Origin of the sequence: Methanobrevibacter curvatus, from assembly GCF_001639295.1 — an archaeon.
GTDB classification, from domain to species: domain Archaea; phylum Methanobacteriota; class Methanobacteria; order Methanobacteriales; family Methanobacteriaceae; genus Methanoflexus; species Methanoflexus curvatus.
The window spans coordinates 1-20,633 of the sequence record NZ_LWMV01000169.1 but is presented as its reverse complement, the minus strand read 5'-3'; the positions used below and the strand labels follow the sequence as shown (position 1 = coordinate 20,633).

Genomic DNA, 20,633 nt, shown 5'->3' with positions numbered 1-20,633 from the left:
TTATAAAATGTAAACCTTGTTTAATTTTAAATATTTAGTATAAAATTTTTAAATTTATATTTTTATAAAAAACTAATCTTCAAAATATCTTTTAAGATATTTTTTTAATAATTTTTAAATCATTTTTTAAATATTTTAATAATTTTTAAATCTTTTTGATAAATTGTTTAGATATTTTTAAAAAGTTTAGAATCTAAATGGGGAATATATATGGATAAAAAATACGAACCTATAAGGAGTTTGGATGAAATTGATACTAAAATAATTAAAATATTGTCTCATGATTCAAGAACACCTTATAGGGCTATTGCAGATAAATTAGAAATCTCTGTAGGCACTATACATAATAGAATTGAAAAATTAATAGAACGCAATATAATTAAACGTTTTACTGCTCAAGTGGATCATAAAGTAAGAGGATTTAATATCACAGCCATTATAGGGATTACATTGAATGATACAACATCCCTTGAATGGTTAAAAGATTCGAATTTAATTAAAAGTATAGTTGTTGCTTATGACGTTACTGGAGAGTATGATGCATTTATTGTGGCTAAATTTAAAAACACTGATGAATTAAATGAATTTATTAAAGAATTAGGAAAGAAACCCCATGTAAACAGAACATATACTCAAACAGTTTTAAATATTTTAAAAGAAGACTTTGAATCCTTAGATTTAGAGTTATAGTTTTTATTAGATTTGTATTTCTATTCAGACACAATTATTTCTTTTTTTTAATTTCTCATTTATTATGATTTCATTTATATGTCATGTATAATTAATATAATAAATATCTTAATATCAAAATTATTAAGAAAAAATTTTTCTAAAGACTTTTTAATTTCTCAAATAATTTTTCATGAAAATATTTATAATAGTTTTAACAAATTTTTATATTCTATTAAAAAAATTTATTTTATTTAATTAATTTATTTTGCCCATTTTTTTAATTTATTTTATTTAATATTATATTTAATTAAATTTTAGGTAATTTTATGTATATAAATCTCGCAATTGATGCTATTTTGGAAAATATAAAGAATGCAAGTACATATATTAAAGAAGAAGTTGTAAATGAGTTTGTCAATATTTTAGTTGAGTCAAACAGGGTTTTTGTCATTGGTGCTGGAAGATCAGGTCTTGTTGCTAAAGCATTTGGAATGCGATTAATGCATTTAGGAATTTCAGCTTTCATTGTTGGGGAAACAATCACTCCAGCAATTCATGAAAATGATGTTATTGTAGCTATTTCTGGTTCTGGAGAGACTAATAGTATTGTTTCTCCTGTTAAAATAGCTAAATCAAGAGGTGCAAAGGTTTTATCTTTAACATCATATTTGGATTCTACAATAGCTCAGTTATCTGATTCTGTACTATGGGTTCATGGAAGAACAAAAAATGATGGTGAAAATGAAGAAGACCATATTAAAAGACAAATTGAAGGTAATTATTCTTCTTTAACACCATTAGGAACTGCTTTTGAATTGACATCACTTATATTCTTAGATGGACTAATTTCAGAGCTAATGTATACTATGGGTGCTACAGAAGAGGATTTGAAAAAACGTCATACTGTTTTAGAATAATTAACTACGTTTTTATATATTTTTTTATTTTTCTTTTTTTCACATTTTTATTATATTTGTTTATTTTTGGCAGTATCTTATTTTTTAATATGTATTAAAATAGCTTTAAATTGCTATAAAATATTTAACTTTTTTTATAATTCATTTATTCCTCAATTAAATCCAACTTTCTTCCAAGCAATTTAATTGTTGAACCTTGAAGTACAATGGATATTAGTGTTATAAAAAAAACAATGTTAAATACAAATAATGCATTTGGTATTCCAGCGATTAAAGGATATGTGGCAAAAACAATTGGAACTGCACCTCTTATCCCTGTCCACGAAATAAATATCTTTTCTTTAAAGTTAAACTTAGATTTAATTAAACAAATATAAACAGCCAGTGGTCTGGCTACTAAAATCAGTCCTACAGCTATTATCAACCCACTGAATACATGTGTAAATAGCTGTGATGGAAAAACAACTAATCCGAGTATTATAAACATTGATATTTCCATTATCCATGATAATCCATCAAAAAAGTTGAGTTGTGCTTTTTTATTGTCTATGTTACTGTTTCCAATTAAAAGTGCAGCAATGTATACTGATAAAAACCCATTTCCACCAACAAATTGGGAAACTACAAAGGTTAAAAATGCAACGGATATTAAAAGAACGGGATAAAGTCCTTTTGACTCTAATTTGATGTTTTTTATTAATTTTATTGAAAGTCTTCCAGATAAATATCCAATTAGTACTCCAAGAAGTAAAGCAGTCACTAAACTTATGATTATATCTTTTAAGCTGGTTTTTGGAAAAATAACTAAATTTAAAAATGTCAGAGTCAAAATATTTGCCATTGGATCGTTAACTGCACTTTCAAATTCTATTAAGTATTGTATATTGTTTTTTAATTTTATATTTGCAGATTTAAACACAGATAAAACTGCACTAATATCGGTTGAGGATATAATTGAGCCTATTAAAAGAGAAAAAATCAAATTAAATCCTAATATGAAGTGCATAATTAATCCAACAGTAATTGTGGTAATTAAAACTCCTAATGTTGCAAGAACTACTCCTCTCTTTGAGATAACTCTTACTTTTTCTATTTCTGTATCTAATCCTCCTGAAAAAAGGATAATTGTTAATGCCAGTATACTTAAATATTGAACTAATTCATAATTATCGAAATAAATTCCTATAGGTCCTTCTGAACCCATAAACATTCCCATAACTAAAAATACTAGCAATACTGGTATTCCTACATATGATGAAAACTTACTAAGTAACACACTTGAAATAAGTAACAATCCTAAAAATAATAATATATATTCTATTCCGGGTAATATCATGTTTTTTTACCTATAACTTCTATTTTTTAGCTACTTTTTAGCTATTTTTAACTTCTTTTTTTTATTTATTATTAAATCTTCTATTTTTATTAAGATTTTTCAATGAGCATTTTTCTAGTCTTTTTTTATAATTTTTTTTTGTATTGTTAAAGATCCATAAAACTTTTTAAAATCTTTAAACCATGAACTCCACTTTTTTCTGGGTGAAATTGTGTTGCATAAACATTGTTTATATTAACTGCTGCAGTTAATTCGACTCCATAATCTATGGTGGCAGTCACAATATCTTCTTCTGGTACACCATGGTAGGAATGAACAAAATAAAAGAACTTATCATTTGATTCATTTAAAATACCTGAGTTTTTTTTTACTTTTAAGCTATTCCATCCCATATGTGGAATTTTACGCCCTTCTGGGATTTTTTTAACCTTACCTTTGAAAATATTAAGACCCTTTATTTTTGGACTCTCTTCACTTTCAGAAAAAAGTATTTGAAGACCTAAACAAATCCCTAAAAATGGCTTTCCTTCATTTATATGTTCAAGTATTAAATCTTTAAAAGATATTATATGTTCCATTGCTGAACCAAAGGAACCTACTCCTGGAAGAATAAGATAATCTGCAGAAGCTATTTCTTCTTTTTTATCTGTTACTAAGGTGTTTTCACCAATTTTTTTAAAGCCATTGGAAATACTTTTTAAATTTCCACTTCCATAATTTAGTATTACAATTTTTTTATCTAAGGGCATAATAATCTTTAACTCGTATTGTATCATCCAAAAATGGTGTTGAGACTTCATGTAAGACTGTATTTTCTGTTGCAACTATGGTATGAGGAATTGTTGGTTCAATACGGATTGTATCATTTTTCCCAAAGTATTCTTTTTTATCTTCAAACTCAATATAACCAGAACCTGAGATTATATACATGGTTTCATCTTTCTTATCATGGTAATGGAAGGAAGTTTGGTATCCTTCTCTGATGAATAGTTCTTTGGTTAGATATTTATCTGTATAGATTAGGACTTTTTCATATCCCCAAGGTTTATCAGTTCTTTCAGCATACTCTTTTTTAATGGATTCTAACTCTTTTGATGTATCAATAGCCATCCAAAACAACCCATCTTCTTTATAGTAAGTGATTTTATTTTCTTTAACCATTATTGGAAATAATGTTTTTTCAATGTCTCCTGTTTCAAACTCTCCAAAATCTAATTTTCCTTTACTGTAGTAAATTCCTCCATTTATGTAATAATCAAGTAATGGCTTTTCTTTAAATGAAATTAAGCGTTCTCCACTTGTTTCAACTATACCGTATGGAGATTGCATCTGTGTTATGAAAATAGAAAATGGAAAATCGGATTTTTCACCTTGTTCAATCATTTTTTTAATATTTAAGTCAGCTACAACATCTCCATTTCTTATTACACAAGGTTTATCTCCAAGGACTTCCATCCCAAGTCTAATAGCATTAAGAGTCCCCAATGGTTCATCTTCGATTACATAGTTTACTTTAATTCCTTTGTATTCATCATCATATCTATCTCTTATTTTTTCATGCATGAATCCAGCTAAAAGATAGACTTCTTCTACTCCCGCATTTTTAAAGTCAAAAAGCTGTTTATCAAGTATAGTATAGTTATCCTTAATTTCTACAAGAGGTTTAGGAACTTTTTCAGTTATTGGTCGTAATCGTTTCCCAAATCCTCCACAAAGTATCATTCCTACAGTTTTTTCCATATTATCTCCTTTTGTTAAGATTTAAATTTTCTATTGTATATTCTATTTTTAAGCTTCATTTAAATTTTATATTCTATTTTGAATTTTATACTTATTTTTAAATTTTATTTATTTTTTTAATTTTTTTAAATATTTTATAAAATCCTACTTTTTCTATATTAATTTAATTTTATTCACTTTAATCTAAATTTTATAAAATATTATAATTTTTATTGCAAATAATGGATATTAATATAAATTATGTTTTTTATATTTTATAAATTTAATTATTTTTTGAGAATGTAAAAATTTGAATTTTTTTCTTATGTTTGTTATTTTAATATTTTAAGTAATAGAAATTTTTGAATTCTATTTATTTTTTCTATTTTTGGGATGTCCCATAATTCAAAATTTTTAAATTTTAGATAATTCAAAATTGGTTTTAAATTCATTAAATTTGATATAGCTGTTAATTACAATTTTACTTAGTAAAATAATACTTAATAAATTATTAATTTATATTTAAATAGTGATTAATTGATTAAATCAATTTTAAATAGATTAATTTTTTCATGAAATTTATCATGAGACAACTCTTTTCTTTAATTATATATTTTAGAGATATTTTTGATTGTGAATATTATTTTATCTATTTAATGAAGTTTTTTTAACAAAAATAAAAGGATATATAAATGTTCTATCAATCTTAAAATTAATGAAATTTAGAAATTAAGTTAGAGTATTACAAATAAATGAAAAAGTATTTATTTATTAAAATCTATAGAGTACATATAAACTTGTTTGAGGAAAAGGCATGGAACAAATCAACCTTAAAAACATAAAAATTAAACTATTAAATGAAAATCATGATTTAAATGATTTTGATTGTGGAAATGAAGATTTAAATGAATTTTTAAAAAAAGACTCCTTATTTCAAAAGAATATAATGTTGAACACTGCTTATTTAGCTTTTTATAATGGCAAGATAGTAGGATTTTTAACAATCTCATCAGATAGCCTTAATTTAAAAAAATTAGGAAATAAATATAAAGAAAGATTTCAGGACAAAGAAGTTGGATACAAAACTTTTCCAACAATTAAACTTGGAAGATTTGCAGTAGATAAAAATTTTCAAGATGGGGGAATTGGCAGAGTATTAATAATGTGGTTAATTAACTTTGCAATTCAAAACTCAGAAAAGATAGGCTTTAGGTTCATAAACATTGATGCATATATAATAGCATTTAATTTCTATAAAAAATACTATTTTAAACCATTTCCAGTTGATTTAGAAAAAATATTTAGAAAATATGAAAAAGCAAAAGCTCGAGACTTAAAAACAGCTAACAGCATGACTTTAGGAATGTTTCTTGATTTACATAGTCTGTAATTTTATTCTTCAACTAGTGGACTCCAATCTTTAAATGTTTCTTTAACTTCTTTAATGAATTTTTTTTCATCTTCTGTTGGTGGTTTATTAGTCATATCTAAAAATTCATTAGCATCTTTGCCATATAAAATTGGTGTTGGTGCAATAGGTTTTGCCATGGTTTTTTCTCCTAAAAATATTATAATAATTAATTTGGATTTAATATTATTTAAATTTTACTTTTTTTTTTAAAATTTTACCACTTCCTTTTTCCCAGCATAACCCTCTAAATTTAAAAATAGGCAATTTTACATGTGATCCTAATTTACTTAATCTAAAATTTTTTTAGGTAGTTTCAAGTGGAATAATCTTAAACTTGCAAGAATAAGTTTTTTAAAAGCTTTAAAATAGTTTTTAAACGATGGATATTGCTTAAAAATAGCTATATTGTTCCAAATTTTACTTTAAAAGACTATGATTTAGCTTTGACATTCATTCCAATCATGGAAATGTGATAAAAATTGTAAAGAAACCAACTAATTTTTGAAATCATATATCATGAACCAACTAATATAACACAAGAATATGTAAATAAATTGATTTACAATGGGGTCTTTGATTTATATCAATTTTAATGTTTTGATAAATATTTCACCATGTCCAAAAAATATTTAATATATAAATGTTAAATTAATGTTTATGAAAACAAATTCAGAAAGTGAAATAGATTTAATTACTAAAGGAAATGTACTATGTAATTTAGGAAAATTTGGGGAAGCTATTCAGGTTTTTGATAGAATATTGGAAATAGATCCTGAAAATGAGGGAGCTTTAAATAATAAAGGATTTGTACTAGTTAATTTAGGAAAATCTGAGGAAGCTATTCATTGCTTTGATAGAATATTGGAATTAAATCCTGAAGATGAATCTGCTTTAAATAATAAAGGAAGTACATTAGGTGAATTAGGAAAATTTGAGGAAGCTATTTTTTATCATGATAAAGTGTTGAAATTAAATCCTGATGACGAATGTGCTTTAAATAATAAAGGAAATGCATTAAGTGAGTTAGGAGAATTTGAGGAAGCTATTCCCTATTTTGATAAAGTGATAGAATTAAATCCTAAAAATGACAGTGCTTTAAATAATAAAGGAGCAGCATTAGAGGAATTAGGAAAATTTAATGAAGCTATTCCCTGTTTTGACAAAATATTAGAAACAAACCCTAAAGATGAAGGTGCTTTATACAACAAAGCAAATACATTAGTTGAGTTAGGAGAATTTGAGGAAGCTATTCATTATTTTGATAGAGTGTTGGAAATAGATCCTGAAGATGAGTATGTTTTAAATAATAAAGGAAGTGCATTAAGTGAGTTAGGAGAATTTGAGGAAGCTATTCATTGTTTTGATAGAGTATTGGAAATAGATCCTGAAGATGAGGATGCTTTAAGTAATAAAAAACTTGCATTATCAAAATTAAATTAGCTAAAACCTTTAAAGATAGAATATTTAATGTATAATAAGTTTTTTTTACTATTATATTCTTTAACCATTAAAAATATCACTAGAAATATTAGATATTTAGACATGTTTTGTTAAAAATATATTAAATTAAGATTGATAAGTAGTTACTCTTTAAAATCCCGAGCTTAAAATTATGTTGAAACCAATTTTATTTTGATCCACAGAATGGATATAAGTCAATGGCTATTGGAAAAAAATTAATTTCAAAGATTCTTGTCCTTGTTTAATACTATTTAAAATCTCAAATAGACATTTTTATCTAACAATTTCAATTTAAAACACGAAAATTTCATTTACTAATTTTTAAACATATATCTATGAACCAAATAATCTGAGACAGGATCATATAAACAAATATCATTGCAAATTTACTGTGAATCTTTCTACCTGAAATTTTCACAAAACATCAATAAAAATTTCAACATAACTTGATGTCTATTGAAATTTCTGAGTTTTAGAATATTTTAAACTTATTAAAATTTCATAAATTTTGTACTGCCACATTGAATAAAAATGAAAATACTTATATATGTGTATCAATATATGATACACTTGATGAAAAACGAAACAAGAGAAATAGAAAAAATAGGAAACAATTATATAAAATCTAGAAAAAGTAAAAAAGGGTGAGCAATCATAATAATTCCTACACACATAAGAATAGATAATTTTCATGGTTATCCCATATACATTTTACTCCTAAAGGAAAACAACACAAAATTAAAGAAAAAAATTTCAATGAAATATATAATGTTGTAAGAATACATTTAAAGAGAAATAAAAAATTAATAAAAAAAGAAATACTAGATGAATTAAATGGTAGAGAGGAATTAAAATGATAGAAATAAAGTTAATAAAAACTATTACAGGAAAAGAATTAAATGAAAACTATGAAAAACAATATGGATCAATACAAAAACTTGCTAAATTATTAGAAAAAGATTCTGAAAACATGAAATTATTTTCTGATTTAAAAGATTGGAAATTTTTTGGAGAAAATCCTGAAGAAAAAATAAATGACACCACAACAATAATGACAGACACATTAGCTTTAACTAATTTAGAAATTGAACTATTAAATTTTATAAAAAATGAAAACCCTAAATCCATAAGAGAATTGGCTAGAATGGTTCATGAAGATGTTAGTAATACTCATAGAAAAATATCCAAACTACATGAAGAAGGACTACTTCAACTTAAAAAAGGAACTAAAAATAGTAAAATTCCTTATTTGGCTTATGATAAAATAGAAATAGGAATTTGAAACCTTTTTTTCACTTAGAAACATATTTAATCTACAAAATTAAATAGATAGTCATGTTTAAAATTGTAACATGTTTTTAAATATAAAAATTAGTTTTCAGATAAAATTACTTATTATATTTTTTAAGAGTTTCTTCAACTGTTTTGAATTGACATTTCACATCTCTTGGTTTAAAAGCTATTGAAAGAACTATTATCTTTTTATTTTGATAGGGTTTGTAGTATCCTTTTTCTATGATTTGATTTTCTGCTTCATCAAACATTTTTTGGAAAGATTTTTTATCACTAAATTTAAATTCCACAATCATGTAAAAATCTTTGTGCTTAACCATGGCATCCAATCTCCCTTTTAATGTCATGATTTCTGATTCTATGTCAAAACCTAAAAGTTGTAGCCAAGAAATAGCTAAGATTTTGTAATGTGCTTCAATTTCTCTTTTTAATTCGCCATAAATAAGATTTGGAATTTTATGAAGTAAAACCTCAAATGATTTTTGAAGACCTTCACTATCTTGATTATAAATATATTTTAACATACTCCTAGTCAATGGCTCAACTTTTTCAGCACTATAATTTGTATAAATTCCTAGAATATAGCTGAAGAGAGAATCTTCAACCTCTTTATTTGGTATTGCTGTAGTGTATAATGGTGGTTTTGGAGGGCTTATTTCTTTTTTTTGTATGGTTAAATAACCAGTTTGCAGTAACACAGTATCGAAATCCATATTATTTAATTCAAAGTTGGGAAAAGAACCTACAAATTCTGATTTCTTTTTTGCTAAAACATTTAAATCAGCATCTGTATTTTTTAATATATCCACTAATAATTCGGGAGTTCCTGAATCTGACCAGTAGTTAAGAAATTCACCAGAGGAAAACAAATTTAATATAGAAAATGGGTTGTATACAAAATTCATTCCATCCCATGAATAGCCATTGTAACAATTTTTAATGGCTTTAATTAATTTTTCATAAGACATTTTTGTATCATTACTTAAATTAAAGAGATATTCATTAAAATGTGTTTCTAAATCTTCTTGAGTGTATCCACAAATTGTAGAAAATTTAGGATTAATTGTAATGTCTTCAACATGATTTAAATCAGAAAAAATACTTGTTTTAGCAAACTTACTTATTCCTGTTAAAAAAAGAAAACGAATATATCTATCAGATCCTTTTAATACCTGATAAAACTCTTTTAAAACGTTTCTGTTTTCTTCTGCAATATCAATATCATCAAGATGATTGTTTATAGCTTTATCATACTCATCAATTAAAACAACAACTTTTTTCCCAGTTGTAGCATATATATAATTTATTAAGCTCCCAAATTTGTTAACAAATATGTCATTATCTAATTTTATTGAAAAATCATTAGCTATTCTATCTAAATACTCATTTAATGATTTTTTCAAAATTTCTGGGTTTTCATGAGAAATCTGAGTAAAATCTATTCTAAGAACGGGGTAATTTTCATTCCATTCCCATTTATCATAAATGTATAATCCTTTAAATAATTCTTTATTCCCTTTAAACAATTCTTCCAAGGTAGATACAAGAAGAGATTTACCAAAACGACGAGGACGAGATAAAAAATTTAACTTTCCATTCTTTATCATTTCATAAACATCTTTAGTTTTATCTATGTAAATGTAATCTTCTTCAATTAATTCTGAAAATGTTGCAATTCCCTTTGGTAGTTTTTTCATATGTTTACCTCCAATATTATTATCAAATGTGTTTTTAATAATATATAAAAATTTCTAAAGTTGACAGTATTTAAACTAAATAGAAAAAATGTTTCATTTAACTTAACAAATATCTAAAAAACAAAATAAATAAAAATAAAAAGAATCAAATAAATAATGAAAATAATAGATAAATGAAAAAATAAATCAATTAAAATATCTTATTTGTATTCAAAGATTAAAGTAAATAAAGGGATATAATGAAAATCGAAGAGATTATCTCAAATGCTCCTGATAAAATTGTAGAACGTGGTGAAAGTTATTATCGCAACAACTTTATTTCATCAGTAGTTCAGGATAAAAAAGGAATGATTAAAGCAAAAGTTGAAGGTAGTAGATATAAACCTTACATTGTAAAAATAGAATTGAGAGGAAATGAAGTTATTGATTATAGCTGCAATTGTCCTTATGATTATGGAGATGTTTGTAAACATATAATAGCTGTTTTATTGGCTATTAAGGATGGAAATCATTTGAAATATTCCGATGAAAAATCTAAACTAAAAGATTTTGATGATAATAATGATGAAATTTTTGAAGAGGATTTTAATGAGAAAAATCTTCTAAAATCACTTAAACATGCTTCAAAAAAAGAAATAATTGATTTTTTAATTGATTATTCTGGGATAAATCATAAACTTAAACATGAGCTTTTAAAACATTTTGTGCCAAATCAAAGCTTCCTTATTGAAGAAATTAAAAATTATGTAGATGAAGTTAAAAGCAACTCTTATTATAAAGATTTTGTAGATGACGACGATATAAGTTATATAGCTGGTGAATTTGAGTATATAATTGATAGCTATGAAAATAAATTAACTGAAAAAAATTGTGAATCTGCATTTCATACTGCTCTTGAAATACTTGTTGAGGCTGTAGGTCTTTTGGAATATGCCTCAGAATATGGTTTTAATAATCTTGAAGAGGTTAATGGAGATGCATTAAATCTTTTAAAAGATTCATCAAGAATTTTAGAAAAATATGGGAATAGTCAAGCAAAAGAAAATGCATTTAAAGTTTTAATTAGAAAAACTGTTACCAACAAATTTAACCACTATATTTCACAAATGGATTTACTTCAAATAGCCATAATATTTGTCAATGAGAATAATAAAGATTTTTTCTACAATAACATTAATAACTTGCTTAAAACTAAACAGGATACTTACTCCTATGAAAGCTATTTAATTGATAATAAAATTTTACACAAGATGGTCATTGAAAAATTAGAAGGTGGAGAGGCAGCTAAAAAATATATGATAGAGAATATTCAAATTGATTCATTTCTTGAAACACTTATTAATGAATCTATAGATAATAAAAACTTCTCTTTTGCTGAAAAATTATGTATAGACAAAATAACTAAGATTAACAAAATATCTAGCATTAAAGAATATAATATTAAGGAATATAATATTAAAGAACATAGTATTAAAGAATGTAATAATAAAGAACATAATTTTAAAGATAATGTTGATTTTGAATATAACTATAAATCAAAAAAGTGGTTTGAATATTTATATGTGATTTATAATTCCTCTGAAAATAAAGAAAAAGAAATTGCAACATGTTATATTCTTTTAAAAACTGGTGATCCATTATATTATGATATTTTAAAGAATTTATTTAAAGAAAAAAATATATGGAATGAAAAACAAGATTCTTTGATTGAAATGGCTAGGATTTATTTAAATGTTTATGACTACAGTGATATTTTAGAAAAAGAAGAAAAATGGGATTTATTATTTGCTTCGGTTAAAAAAGTCCCAGAAAGTATTTTTGAATATGGAAAAAATTTAGGAAAAATATATGGAACAGAAGTCTTTGAAATATATAAACCCCTTATTGAATTTTCAGCACAAAGATCAGATAGCCGTGCTAAATATAGAGATGTTTGTAAATTAATTAGGAACTTATATGATGCAGGAGGTCATGATATTGCCATAAAAATTATTAAAAACTTTCAGGTGACTTATAAAAGACGTCCAGCATTTCAAGAGGAACTTAATTTATTAGAACACTTAATAGAATTAAGTTAAATATTATAAATTGAAAGAGAAGTTCATGTATGTTATAACTTTAATTCTATACTTCTTTTAATGTCAATTTTATTAAATGGAAATATTTATTGTATAAAATCAAATTTTCATGATTATAAGAACCCAAAGCTCAATAGAGGTAAATATATTATATTTTTGTGTTGCTTTATTCTATCGTATCTGCTAGAGATTAAAACTCCGTATTCTCCATTGTAAGTATTGATTGACTTAACCAATTGACTTTTTGTTTTATTGCCAATTCCTACTTCAACTGGGACTATTTCTTCTAACTTTGTTCTTAGTAAAAAGTCACAAGCTTTCTTTTCAATGGGATAAAATAATCCCATAAATCTAAATCGTGTTTTGCTCATTTTATATAATGAAGATGCCACATAGGTTTTGCTTAAGGCACCTAAACACTTTTTATTGTCTAAGTTAAACCTTCCCATATCATAATTAATAGCTGCTTTAAGAGAAGGTGATAAAAAGTAATAGTTCCATGGCTTTTTAACTACAATTCCGCCAGTTCCGTAAGGTTTTATCGAAAAAATCATCTGGGTCTTTTCTAAGACATTTAAAACATCGTAAACCAATTTAGGAGAAATAGATAAATAATTAGCTATTTTTTGATTGGATATTGCTCCAGGTGGGGCAAGTGCCAAATAGAGAATTATTCTGCTTATGGTATCCTTTGTTTTACTATTAAATGATTGAATTACATTAATATCTCTGTCAATCACATTTTCTATAATCAAGTTTATTTCATCAAATGCATCTTTATTTTCAAATTTTAATGTGGATGGAAAGCCATAGCTTTTTAAAAATTTATTAAACTCAATTGAAGGCGAATTTCCTAAATTAAAGAATTGTTCTTGAATTTTTTCTTCTAAATCAATAGCTTTAGATATATATTCATCATCACCATAATATAACATGTTTTCTAAAGCTTTTGAGAAATTATGATCTGTATTAATATTATGTTTTAAAAAAAGATAATCTTTGAAGTTATTTGGATATATTGATTGCTTTGAAATTCTTCGTGCTATGTCTGTGTTTATTTCAAGTTCAAGAGCAGATGAACCTGTACAAATTAAAAAAATATTTTTTGTATTGTCATTAATAATTTTACCCGAAAGTCCCCATGATTTATCAAAATGACATTCATCTACAAAAATGAAAATTTTTTTTCTTAAATGTACTTGGCTTGTATTGTGATTGACTTCTAAAAATCTATCTACAAGATTTAAAAGGTCACTGTTAAAATTTTTTACAAATTGATCCATAGATATATACAATATATTTTTATAGTTAATATTTTTATTATTAAGTAAATGATCATATAACTGGAGTAATATTGTTGTTTTTCCAACACCCCGTAAACCTGGCATTACAATAAAATTATGGCCTTCGTGACCATCTAAAAAATCATCTAAATAATTTTTTATCTTATAAAATTCTCCTCTACGATTAAAATCCTTGATGTTATTTATTTTATCTCCCATTTCACTCTGTTTAGAGTTTATATACCTATTTATTTCATCTTCAAAAATCATTAAATGCCCAAATAAATTTTTTAATAGAATTTACTGAAAAATTATTATATATTTTTGTATGTAGTAGCTACTATTATGTATATATTTTTGTATATAATAACTAGTATTATGTATATATTTTTATATATAGTGATATTTAAATATTGTTATTTTTTTAAATTATTTATAAACTCTTTAAAAACAATGATATTTTATTAAAAGTCATCTAAGCTGACTAATTTTTCTTTTTTTAATACTTCTCTTTCTTCTAAAGGTTTATCCAATGAAATTTCACCATATTTTCCTCCACCACCAGGAACAATATGTAACCCTTTATTTCTAAATGATTCAATTGCTTTCTTAATATTTTCATCAATTTTAGCTATTTCATCAAGGTTTATTTTTAATAATATCTCAATTTCATTTCCTAATTTCTTTATTAAATCATGCCAAATATTTTGAACTGTTTTTGTAGTCACTCCTGTTTCATAAACCATACTGATTATCTCTGCAAGAGGCATTAAATGAATGTAAGGCGGTCTGTGGTCTGGGTGATGTGGAAGATCCCAGTCCGCTATTTCTTTTATTCTAAAATCCACACCTTTTTTTATGGTTCCTTTACACTCACATTTCATTTTCTTTTCTTTTGCAAGTAATGGATCAACAAATTTGTAACATTTTGTACATGCGGTCATATGGTATTTGCCTAAATTTGCTATTAAACCATAGTTTGCTTTAATAGTTTTTTTTTCAAAAGCTTTTTTTAGTGAGCTAAATGAAACATCATCCATATCTATTTGATTAAATTCTCTACCTATTCTATGAGGCCAAGGGGAATGTGCATCAGAGTTTGTTAAAAATGGAAAGTCTTTTAACTCTTTTATTGTGTCTGCCATGTCTGTGTCTGCTGAAAGCCCTAATTCAACAAAATCTGCCTTTAATCCACCATAACAATCATATATACTATCAAATGATTTATACATTCCTGTCCAAGGAGTAAATGCATGGGCAGGACCAACTAAACAACCATATTCGTGTCCTAATTCTAATAGCTCTGCACCACTCATTTTTACTCTTGCTCTTCCATCACTGTTTATATTTTTTGAAATAAGCTTTTTTGATATTTCTCTAGCTATTTCAATGTTTGGTAGGATGAATAAATGGTGAATTCTGTTTAATCCTTCAACCTCTGAGGTTAATATAAAATCACAGTCCGCTTTTGAATAAATTCCGTCTCCACTGTATGTTGTACTTTCTTCTATTATGTCTAACCATCCATTGTGAAATCCATCACCAGTTCCAACAAGTTGAAGTCCTTTTAATTTAGCTTGAGGTGCTATATTATTAATAACCATGTCTTTAGAGCTTGCCATTGAAAAACAGCTATGAACATGTAAATCTGCATTAACTAACATATTTAAATCTTTATTTTTTATATTATATTAAATTTTTTATTAAATTTTTTTATATTAAAATTAATTAAATATAATAATAGCTTAAAATTAATAATGCTAATTTATAATTAGATAAAACCAAATGTTGTTAATGGAATATGCTTATATTGCATGTTTTTGAATAATACTAAATCTATTTGATATTTAATTCCATATTCACTTTCATAGTTAGTAATAGCTATTTTTAATTGGCTTTTAGTTTTTTTCCAATACCTGCTTCTATTTGTACTAATTCATCTAATTTTATTTTAATTATGAAATCGGATCCTTTTTCTATGGGGAAGAATGTCCCCATTAATTTTAAAGCTTTTTAATGCTGTTTAAATTAAATCATAGAAAACATGTTTTAAATCATTATTTTTAGTAATTTCATATCTTAATTATTTAAATGAAAAATTATTTATTTAATTTTTTATCAAGTTTAACTCTATTTTCAATTGATAAAGCTACCCCAGAATAACCTGGAAACAAATATTCTTCAGAATATCCTTCAATATATAATTCTCTTAGAATTTTACTTTTGATTTTCCCAGGAATAATAAATTTATAAAATATTTTTTCATTATCATCCATCGTAAATTCATTTAGGTTCCAAACCTTATATACAGATTCATTTTCATTAGATCTTTCAGGCTTTTTATTATAGTCTAATATCTTCGCAAGTACTTTATCTAATGGTTGCTTAAGATTTAATGGTCGTTTATCAAATTTTTCATAATAGTCAATTAATATTGTGAATAAACCTTTTTGAGCAGCTAAATTTGGATTTTTATTATATTCTGGTCTATAAAAATTTAATGGAAAATTACCCCATAAAGCTGATCTTCCTTGATAATTATTTTCAAATTTTTTATAGTTTAGTGCCCATAAAAGACAGTCTTTTTCTGTCCCTTTCTCTTCATCTAAAACTCCAATTACTGCAAAATATAATGCAACTTTATAGTCATAAGTCCAATCTAATGCTCTAGTGGGTAGTCCATAATGCTGTGCTAGTGAAATAATTTCTAAATAAGAAATATCTGGCCAACAATCAAAATATTCAGGTTTAGATTTATAATCTGTTTGTCTATGAATATTTTCACGAATTCTTTCATTAAATGGAACATGTAGTCCAGATTTATCCGCATAATCTAAAAATTTTAATAGAATTTTCATCTCTTTTTTAATGTCTGCTTCATCAAGGGATGTAACATGATCTAAATTATTTTTATCTCTTCTAGTGATATTGTTATATTTATCTATCTGACCAATTCTTCTACTTTTATTTTTTTCATTATGTAAAGTTATATTTGAGCGATAAGAATCTTCTATAAACTCAGTAATTAAATAATTTTTTGAATCTTTTAATTTCCTCAGCACAGAAGGTATTAATGTATAAGAAATATTCTTAACACCTCTAAAAATAAAATTTTCACGGATGTCTTGATAATCACCTTTTCCTTGAATTATATTAAAAAGTTTATTGCAACTATCAATATTATATGTTTTGACATAATCTTCATACGGCATTTAAATTATCTCCTTTTTTTCTCAAGTAATCATATATTTGTAGAAGAATTGTAGATTTATCTATCCTTGAAGCTCAGATAGTACTAAAATACTGCTCGGATTTTTATTATTAATAAAATAGTCTAAATATCTTTTAATTGAATAATATTCACTTTCTATGGTTAAAATTTTTTTTATCAATAAAAATGTATTTTTTATTGTTTATCATTATATTTATGATTTTTATTAAGACCATATGTCACCATATTTTCATGAAAAATTTTATTAAATATATTTATTAAGCAACAGTGTTTATAAAATTATTCATTTTACTGAATGTACTGATTTAATTGTTAAAATGCTTAAAAAATTAAGAAGTATAACTTTATATCACAAATATATAACTTTATTCACATTAACATTTTTAACCTTAATTTTCACATTCTTGCTGTTTAATTTCTTTTTAAACTTTACCACGGTGTTTCACTATAAACTGACTGTCTAATATAAGTATTCTGGTCCCAATTAACAACACAACCAAAACGATTATTGCTTCCACTAATATCAACAGGAGTCCATGTTTTTCCTATAAGAACTTGAATCCAAACATGTCCAAGCCAACCACTTATTCTAAAATTACTTCTGCTGTGAATATATCGTGTAGGTATACCAATAGACCTTGTAAGTGCTGCATATCCATGGGACATGTCAACACAATTTCCTTTCTTTAGTTTAATGGCTTTCAAACCACCATATTTAGTGTTGTAGTAAAAATTATATTGAATATGTTTTATTGTCCAATTAAAAATGGCTTCTGCTTTATCTTTTGTTGTGTTATAGTTCTTTGTAATTTTTTTAGCTAAATTTTTAATATAACTATTTTTACTTGGAGTGTAAGATGTGGATTTTAAATATTTTGATAAATCAGTCTTTTTGTAGCTGTTGTATAATTTTAGGCTCTTCCCATTGTTGTTTATTCCGTCTTTTTTGTCTACATTAATGTAAACATGGTTAGGTAAGCTATTATTTTTTATTGTGGATAAAATTTTACTAAAAGTATAAACAATGGTTTCATATTTAATTTTTAATTTGTTAGGTAACTTTATGTAAGTTGGAACTTTGTTGTGTAAGTCTATATAGCTTACAACAGATTTAGCTAATGAATAGTAGGTTTTTTTATGTCCTTTTCCTTTAATTGTATCCCATTTCAGACATTTTTGGCTTTTTATGCTGTATTTTATTGTTATGTTATTTTTTAAGCTTTTATACTTGTAAATAATAGTTTTTGACATTAAATATAGAAAATTTTTTGTATTAATTTCTTTTTTATTAACTGTAACATTTATTGGGAGAGTATAATATTTATAAATGTAATTATACAAAGTTTTAGAACTTTTAATAATTTGACTTTGAGTAAGAATGTTTGGATTTGCATTCTTAATTGAATTATTACTTGCATTATTAGAGGTATTGTTAGTAGTACGATTAGTTGTGTCATTATTTGTATTACTTTTTGTATTATTCTTTATATTTTCAAATTTTTCATCTTTATCTGTTGGAACATTATCTGAATTAGCACCATTTACAAGATTTAAGCCATTAAATAAACATAAAATTAATAAAATGATGGCAAGTATTTTTACAAAATTTCCAATTAATTTTTTTAATGATTTAGTCATTTTATCTTTTTTGTCATTAAATTTTTATTTTAATTTCTATTTTAATTTTTATTCAATTTTGGATTAGTGTTCTATTTAGTTTTAAAGAGTAATGTATGAAATAAAAAATTTATTATTAAATTTATCATAATACATATATATTTTTTTTTAAAATATAAATAAAAATAAAATAAAATGGATTGTGTGAAAATTTTTATTTTTAAAAAAATTAAAAAATTTATCAAAAATTTCAAATTAGAAAAAGATTAAAAATCCATTTAATTTTCAAATTAAATAAATTGATTTTAAAAAATTTAAATCTGAAAATCTAATTTGTAAAAAAATTTAAAATGCAAAAGTATTAACATTTTTGAAGGTGTCTAAATAAACATTTGCTAAATTAAATTTCTAATTTTCCAATTAAAATCTTTTTTGGAGCCGTTGGAAGAGAATTTTTACTTGTAGATTTCCCATTGTAAATAATATTGTCTTTTAAATTAGCAGATTTTTTACCTACATATTTTCCATCACCGTTGGAAGCATAGATTGTTACTTTTGTAGTGTTAATTTTGGTGTTAACTTTTTTTAAGAGAATTTCAACACTATAAGTCATAATATTTCTTCGATTTGTGCCAAAAGCATCATGGCTTAAGCCATAAATTGCAACATCTGCTAGTTTAAGATTTGGTTTGATTTTTCCAACTTTGAAATATTTAGGATTGTTTGGGATAATTGCATATTCTCCATTTTTAAGTTTAAACATTTTATTTTTATAACTACCAAAGAAATAACAAATTGCACCAACTTCTCCTGTTGGTGATTTTATAACAAAATGACCAAGTTTTAAACTTTTAACAAGATTATATGCTGTTAACATACCTGTTTTAGTTATTTTCTTATTGTAAGCCATTTTGGCTCCTAAATTTTCAAGTTTTTTATTTGTACTTGGGATGTCTGCTCCACCAGTTCCAATATACCACCCTCCTTCTAAAACTAAAGTATGTAAGAAGTAGCCATTAACTGTTTTATACTCTTTTATTCCATTTAATCCATTAATTTTTACTTTTTCAAGATATATATTGGCTCCATATGTAGAATCTCTTCTATAACCATAGCTAAATGATGTTTTATTATATTGGCTAACTATTGAAGAACAACCAGCTATTTTTTCTGCTTTAGCCATTTTGTAATCCATAGCTAATTTTTCAATGTTAATTACACCAATACTAGCACTACTGAGTATTGCACTACTTTTAATTTTTTTTCCATTTTCTAATGTTAAATTTATTAAAGTTAGAGAAACACTAACATTAATATTAACAGTGAAAATTTGATTATTTCCCAGTGCTTTGATTATTGTATTTTTTCCTTTTCCAATTATTGTGAGATTTTTATTAACATTTATTCCAGTATTATTTCCACCAGTATAAATGCCTTTTTTCATATAAACAGTTCCATTATCACCAACTGTATCAATAGCTGTTTTTAAACCACCATCAGTTGTGTTAGTTATTGTTATATCTGTAGCACTTGTAGCTCCAACCATACTAATAGTTAAAATAGCAATTAAACTTAATAAAATAAGAACAAAAAAGCTTCTCTTAATATAAATTTTGTTTAAAATTTAAAATTCTCCTTTATTTCTATTGTAATATTTTTTTCTTTAATAATCTAAATTCAAAACCACAGACATTGTTGTTATTCTAAAATCATTTTACTTAATAATTTGTTTTAAAGATTATTTATTATTACATAATTCACATAAAATTTATAATATTATTTTAAAAAATACTCGTATTTAAATATTTCATTTATTTAACTTATTAAAAGCTAAAATTTGTTGGAGATGGAATTATTAAAGATGTGGCTGAAAAAATAGAAATAGAAATGAAAATAGAAATGAAAATAATGTAGAAT

General features: G+C 24.6%; 16 protein-coding genes. 6 read left to right on the top strand and 10 right to left on the bottom strand.

Going from position 1 to position 20,633, the window contains the following annotated elements; translation table 11 throughout:
- The first annotated feature begins 210 nt into the window (after window positions 1–210).
- Window positions 211–690, top strand: a complete 480-nt coding sequence (locus MBCUR_RS05420; RefSeq protein WP_067091256.1) for an Lrp/AsnC family transcriptional regulator — start codon at window positions 211–213, stop codon at window positions 688–690.
- Between the two features lie 308 nt (window positions 691–998).
- Window positions 999–1,589: a 6-phospho-3-hexuloisomerase gene (gene hxlB, locus MBCUR_RS05415; RefSeq protein WP_067091253.1), complete on the top strand. Its 591-nt coding sequence runs from the start codon at window positions 999–1,001 to the stop codon at window positions 1,587–1,589.
- A gap of 145 nt (window positions 1,590–1,734) precedes the next feature.
- Here the strand turns inward: hxlB and MBCUR_RS05410 are convergent, their stop codons facing one another.
- The 3 genes from MBCUR_RS05410 to MBCUR_RS05400 all read right to left on the bottom strand — a co-directional run bounded on the left by MBCUR_RS05410 (window position 1,735) and on the right by MBCUR_RS05400 (window position 4,665).
- Window positions 1,735–2,925: a potassium/proton antiporter gene (locus tag MBCUR_RS05410; RefSeq protein WP_067091250.1), complete on the bottom strand. Its 1,191-nt coding sequence runs from the start codon at window positions 2,923–2,925 to the stop codon at window positions 1,735–1,737.
- Between the two features lie 146 nt (window positions 2,926–3,071).
- Window positions 3,072–3,674 carry an imidazole glycerol phosphate synthase subunit HisH gene (gene hisH, locus MBCUR_RS05405; RefSeq protein WP_067091248.1) on the bottom strand — a complete coding sequence of 201 codons (603 nt, stop codon included), beginning with the start codon at window positions 3,672–3,674 and terminating at the stop codon, window positions 3,072–3,074.
- Window positions 3,661–4,665, bottom strand: coding sequence for a sugar phosphate nucleotidyltransferase (locus MBCUR_RS05400; protein WP_067091245.1), 1,005 nt, complete (start codon window positions 4,663–4,665; stop codon window positions 3,661–3,663). The genes hisH and MBCUR_RS05400 overlap by 14 nt, the downstream gene beginning before the upstream one ends.
- A gap of 793 nt (window positions 4,666–5,458) precedes the next feature.
- Here MBCUR_RS05400 and MBCUR_RS05395 point away from each other — a divergent pair.
- Complete coding sequence (locus tag MBCUR_RS05395) at window positions 5,459–6,034, top strand: GNAT family N-acetyltransferase (protein WP_067091242.1); 576 nt, start codon at window positions 5,459–5,461, stop codon at window positions 6,032–6,034.
- Window positions 6,035–6,036: 2 nt separating this feature from the next.
- Here MBCUR_RS05395 and MBCUR_RS10585 read toward each other — a convergent pair whose 3' ends face one another.
- Window positions 6,037–6,192 (bottom strand): hypothetical protein, encoded by a 156-nt coding sequence (locus MBCUR_RS10585; protein ID WP_169805799.1) that lies wholly within the window; start codon window positions 6,190–6,192, stop codon window positions 6,037–6,039.
- A 520-nt stretch (window positions 6,193–6,712) separates the two neighbouring features.
- On the opposite strand from MBCUR_RS10585, the gene MBCUR_RS05390 reads away from it, so the two are divergent.
- Together MBCUR_RS05390 and MBCUR_RS05385 are read left to right on the top strand one after the other, a co-directional pair.
- Window positions 6,713–7,495 carry a tetratricopeptide repeat protein gene (locus MBCUR_RS05390; protein WP_169805798.1) on the top strand — a complete coding sequence of 261 codons (783 nt, stop codon included), beginning with the start codon at window positions 6,713–6,715 and terminating at the stop codon, window positions 7,493–7,495.
- 874 nt (window positions 7,496–8,369) lie between these two features.
- The gene (locus MBCUR_RS05385; RefSeq protein ID WP_067091235.1) at window positions 8,370–8,798 is read left to right on the top strand and encodes an HVO_A0114 family putative DNA-binding protein; all 429 of its coding nucleotides are present in this window, start codon (window positions 8,370–8,372) and stop codon (window positions 8,796–8,798) included.
- Window positions 8,799–8,904: 106 nt separating this feature from the next.
- Here MBCUR_RS05385 and MBCUR_RS05380 read toward each other — a convergent pair whose 3' ends face one another.
- A complete protein-coding gene (locus tag MBCUR_RS05380; protein ID WP_067091232.1) occupies window positions 8,905–10,506 on the bottom strand; it encodes an ATP-binding protein in 1,602 nt (533 codons plus the stop codon).
- 239 nt (window positions 10,507–10,745) lie between these two features.
- Here MBCUR_RS05380 and MBCUR_RS05375 point away from each other — a divergent pair, with 239 nt between their 5' ends.
- Window positions 10,746–12,584, top strand: a complete 1,839-nt coding sequence (locus MBCUR_RS05375; protein ID WP_067091230.1) for an SWIM zinc finger family protein — start codon at window positions 10,746–10,748, stop codon at window positions 12,582–12,584.
- Between the two features lie 113 nt (window positions 12,585–12,697).
- On the opposite strand, the gene MBCUR_RS05370 is transcribed toward MBCUR_RS05375, so the two are convergent.
- The 5 genes from MBCUR_RS05370 to MBCUR_RS05350 form a co-directional block, all read right to left on the bottom strand.
- Complete coding sequence (locus tag MBCUR_RS05370; protein WP_067091227.1) at window positions 12,698–14,137, bottom strand: ATP-binding protein; 1,440 nt, start codon at window positions 14,135–14,137, stop codon at window positions 12,698–12,700.
- 194 nt (window positions 14,138–14,331) lie between these two features.
- The gene (locus MBCUR_RS05365) at window positions 14,332–15,531 is read right to left on the bottom strand and encodes a TIGR00375 family protein (protein ID WP_067091224.1); all 1,200 of its coding nucleotides are present in this window, start codon (window positions 15,529–15,531) and stop codon (window positions 14,332–14,334) included.
- 435 nt (window positions 15,532–15,966) lie between these two features.
- Complete coding sequence (locus MBCUR_RS05360) at window positions 15,967–17,079, bottom strand: FRG domain-containing protein (RefSeq protein ID WP_067091222.1); 1,113 nt, start codon at window positions 17,077–17,079, stop codon at window positions 15,967–15,969.
- A gap of 449 nt (window positions 17,080–17,528) precedes the next feature.
- Window positions 17,529–18,737 carry a transglutaminase-like domain-containing protein gene (locus tag MBCUR_RS05355; RefSeq protein ID WP_067091219.1) on the bottom strand — a complete coding sequence of 403 codons (1,209 nt, stop codon included), beginning with the start codon at window positions 18,735–18,737 and terminating at the stop codon, window positions 17,529–17,531.
- Between the two features lie 379 nt (window positions 18,738–19,116).
- Window positions 19,117–20,262 carry a hypothetical protein gene (locus tag MBCUR_RS05350; protein ID WP_067091216.1) on the bottom strand — a complete coding sequence of 382 codons (1,146 nt, stop codon included), beginning with the start codon at window positions 20,260–20,262 and terminating at the stop codon, window positions 19,117–19,119.
- Between the last annotated feature and the right edge of the window lie 371 nt (window positions 20,263–20,633).

What these genes read in the sequence shown, in the direction of transcription:
- MBCUR_RS05420 (WP_067091256.1), top strand. Translation starts at nt 211, where the DNA reads ATGGATAAAAAATACGAACCTATAAGGAGTTTGGATGAAATTGATACT.
- hxlB (WP_067091253.1), top strand. Translation starts at nt 999, where the DNA reads ATGTATATAAATCTCGCAATTGATGCTATTTTGGAAAATATAAAGAAT.
- MBCUR_RS05410 (WP_067091250.1), bottom strand. Translation starts at nt 2,925, where the DNA reads ATGATATTACCCGGAATAGAATATATATTATTATTTTTAGGATTGTTA.
- hisH (WP_067091248.1), bottom strand. Translation starts at nt 3,674, where the DNA reads ATGCCCTTAGATAAAAAAATTGTAATACTAAATTATGGAAGTGGAAAT.
- MBCUR_RS05400 (WP_067091245.1), bottom strand. Translation starts at nt 4,665, where the DNA reads ATGGAAAAAACTGTAGGAATGATACTTTGTGGAGGATTTGGGAAACGA.
- MBCUR_RS05395 (WP_067091242.1), top strand. Translation starts at nt 5,459, where the DNA reads ATGGAACAAATCAACCTTAAAAACATAAAAATTAAACTATTAAATGAA.
- MBCUR_RS10585 (WP_169805799.1), bottom strand. Translation starts at nt 6,192, where the DNA reads ATGGCAAAACCTATTGCACCAACACCAATTTTATATGGCAAAGATGCT.
- MBCUR_RS05390 (WP_169805798.1), top strand. Translation starts at nt 6,713, where the DNA reads ATGAAAACAAATTCAGAAAGTGAAATAGATTTAATTACTAAAGGAAAT.
- MBCUR_RS05385 (WP_067091235.1), top strand. Translation starts at nt 8,370, where the DNA reads ATGATAGAAATAAAGTTAATAAAAACTATTACAGGAAAAGAATTAAAT.
- MBCUR_RS05380 (WP_067091232.1), bottom strand. Translation starts at nt 10,506, where the DNA reads ATGAAAAAACTACCAAAGGGAATTGCAACATTTTCAGAATTAATTGAA.
- MBCUR_RS05375 (WP_067091230.1), top strand. Translation starts at nt 10,746, where the DNA reads ATGAAAATCGAAGAGATTATCTCAAATGCTCCTGATAAAATTGTAGAA.
- MBCUR_RS05370 (WP_067091227.1), bottom strand. Translation starts at nt 14,137, where the DNA reads ATGATTTTTGAAGATGAAATAAATAGGTATATAAACTCTAAACAGAGT.
- MBCUR_RS05365 (WP_067091224.1), bottom strand. Translation starts at nt 15,531, where the DNA reads ATGTTAGTTAATGCAGATTTACATGTTCATAGCTGTTTTTCAATGGCA.
- MBCUR_RS05360 (WP_067091222.1), bottom strand. Translation starts at nt 17,079, where the DNA reads ATGCCGTATGAAGATTATGTCAAAACATATAATATTGATAGTTGCAAT.
- MBCUR_RS05355 (WP_067091219.1), bottom strand. Translation starts at nt 18,737, where the DNA reads ATGACTAAATCATTAAAAAAATTAATTGGAAATTTTGTAAAAATACTT.
- MBCUR_RS05350 (WP_067091216.1), bottom strand. Translation starts at nt 20,262, where the DNA reads ATGGTTGGAGCTACAAGTGCTACAGATATAACAATAACTAACACAACT.